Origin of the sequence: Vibrio sp. V19_P1S1T109 (assembly GCF_002241375.1) — a bacterium.
Lineage (GTDB): Bacteria > Pseudomonadota > Gammaproteobacteria > Enterobacterales > Vibrionaceae > Vibrio > Vibrio anguillarum.
The window spans coordinates 1-2634 of record NZ_NDIM01000101.1 but is presented as its reverse complement, the minus strand read 5'-3'; the positions used below and the strand labels follow the sequence as shown (position 1 = coordinate 2634).

Here is a 2634-nt window from a genome sequence, read left to right as displayed (position 1 = left end):
CCATTACATCGCTATTCAAGCAACTCTTGGACGGAGAAGATTTAGGCCAGCGCTCCAACACTAACCCCAACCTAGCGATTGCTTGTTTGCTTAGAGAAGTGGCAGGAGCCGATCATCAAATTGACACACGAGAAAATGACGCTAAGTTTCAATTAGTTAAACGACTATTAGCGTTAGATGATACAGAAACTACGGAACTGCTCATTCGGGCAGAACAAAGCGTCAAACAGTCAGCTTCATTGTATGATTTCACTTCACAATTACGCGAGCTCTCACAAGATACGCGATATGAACTTATCAAGGCGATGTGGCAAGTGGCGCACGCGGACGGTGAGATAGACCCACTCGAAGAGGCGGTGATCCGCAAAGCGGCAGAATTATTGTATGTCGACCACAGTGAATTTATCCGCGCTAAACTTTCCGCTCAAAAATAGAGCGGATTACAACATCGTTAACGCCAATTTCGCAAGGTTGTAGGCATCAACATAAGCGGAGTGCTGTCGCCCTTCCCACTCAATGCCTTGCGCTTCTTGTGCGGCGCGGTGACCAATACGTTTTTCTTTCATTCTCTGCTGAATACGGTAAAGCGTTGCTAGGTTGATGAACTCGCTAAAAGGCATAACGATCCCCTTCTGCTCACACTCTTTAGCTAAAATTTGGTCATCACGCCCCCACGAAACATAAATCTTGTTTGGGCCGCCAAAGTTCTTGACCATTGATTGAATGACACCCGCGAGTGGTCGCCCCTGTTTTTCAATTTTACGCGGAGTTATCCCGGTTAACTCACTACAAAACAGCGAAATTTCGTCTTGCTCTGGCCTGACATAATATTGAGCGCGCTTCACAATCGTGCCCAACTGCACATCAATTTCAGCTAAACCCACTTCAATGATTTCACCCGTTGTCCCAACCCCATTTTCATTCCAGCAGCACATTTCTAAATCGAAGCAGACAACTCGGTTATAGTTCATTGTTCAGGCGTATCCTTTAAATATAAGTGGTCAAAGAACGCTATCTTACTCGACTCCTCTCAAAAACTCGACTCTCGCCCTTTCGTTCGGACAGTTATTGGGCGATTGAAACTCGGTTGCGACCATTTTCTTTGCTTTCGTATAACTTGCTGTCTGCCAAATGTAATAAAGACTCTTGATCATAAGTATGATTGATCGCCGCCCCAATACTGAGCGTGCAATACAGCACCTCATCCATGAACTCATATCCGGTTGATTCAACGGCCGCTCGTAACGTTTCTAAATAACACTGCAAAGGTTGAAGTTCTGACAATTCACAAATAATGCAAAATTCGTCCCCACCTAACCGAGCTAAAACATCATTATTTCCCATATGACGTGAAATAACCGTTGTGATATGTATTAGCATCTCATCGCCTGCAATGTGACTATGGTTGTCATTAATCAGTTTAAAATCATCGACATCAAACATTACCAACGAAAAAGCTTTTTTCTGTAAGACGTTCTCTTGCAGTAAACGTCCGAATGCACGTCGGTTATACAACCCAGTCAAACTATCGTGGTCCGCTAAAAAGCGCAGTTCTTCAGTACGTTCTTCTAGCATCTCGCTAAGATGAAGTTTTTCTCTCATCAACAAATAGACAACATAACCTAACAAGATCGAAATAATTAAACCACCGACGCTGAGCGCCACTAAAATCCACTGTATGTTGCTCGCTATTGGTTCTGAGAACTTAAAATCAATTTTCCAATCACGGTTAGGCAGAGATAAGCGTTTCTCTATTTCGATGCCTTTGATTGAATCCCAATCTGGGCTTTGGAATAGAATCGGATCATCTTCGGCATCAAATCCGAGATCGGTTACTTTCATATACAATCGATGATCGGATGCCGTGCGGCTCACCAATCCATCAAAATAAGTAGAGAGTCGAATAACACCCACTACCACACCAATCATTTCCTGTTTGTTGTAGTTAAAAACGGGATGATATACCAATAATCCATCCTTTTTGTGGTGTGCTTCTATGCCATCTTGCAATAGGCGGACCTTATCGGATATAGCTGGTAGCCCCGTACTCTCAATATGTGCAGCAATTCTTTGAAAGCGAGGGCGTAGCGAATAGAAACCGAGCAATTCAAGGTTACTTTTGGTTTGAGGATAAATATCACTCAGAACATAAACGGGTTGTTCATTCTCTTCAGAAAATCCAATCACCTTTTGACCCGCTTTAGGTACTGTAAATAACTCAAATTGAGGCAAACGATCCCTCATTAATGTTACAAATTCGTCAGCATCATCTTTCGTTACTTTCGCTAACCATTGCAAACCGATAAGGCTGTAGGATGTTGACATAACCCCATGGGCAAAAACGTCAAATCCTTGCACATTACCCCCCTCGGTAGCATGCAAAAAATTGGCAGCCGAACCAATAAAACTGACATCATTTCCAACCAACGTGTCTAATATGCTTGCTTGATGTTCAGCGTGGCTATCAAACAACATGACAATATGATTCTTTTGATTAATGTAGAGTAATGAGATGACTGACGCTGTCATCATTAAGGTAATAATTGAAATACATAAAGGGTAGATCACCTTTTTGTCGCTCTCTAACATAACAGCCTCTCCGTGGCTCAGGACTCAGGACTCAGGACTCAAATT

General features: G+C 42.8%; 3 protein-coding genes. 1 reads left to right on the top strand and 2 read right to left on the bottom strand.

Annotated elements, in window-relative coordinates; all coding sequences use genetic code 11:
• Window positions 1-2: 2 nt before the first annotated feature.
• The gene (locus B9J87_RS04830) at window positions 3-434 is read left to right on the top strand and encodes a TerB family tellurite resistance protein (RefSeq protein WP_254918094.1); all 432 of its coding nucleotides are present in this window, start codon (window positions 3-5) and stop codon (window positions 432-434) included.
• A gap of 6 nt (window positions 435-440) precedes the next feature.
• Here B9J87_RS04830 and B9J87_RS04825 read toward each other — a convergent pair whose 3' ends face one another.
• Window positions 441-971, bottom strand: coding sequence for a 3'-5' exonuclease (locus B9J87_RS04825; protein ID WP_013856806.1), 531 nt, complete (start codon window positions 969-971; stop codon window positions 441-443).
• Between the two features lie 94 nt (window positions 972-1065).
• On the bottom strand, window positions 1066-2589 hold the full coding sequence (locus tag B9J87_RS04820) for a sensor domain-containing diguanylate cyclase (protein ID WP_019282141.1): 1524 nt from the start codon (window positions 2587-2589) through the stop codon (window positions 1066-1068).
• Between the last annotated feature and the right edge of the window lie 45 nt (window positions 2590-2634).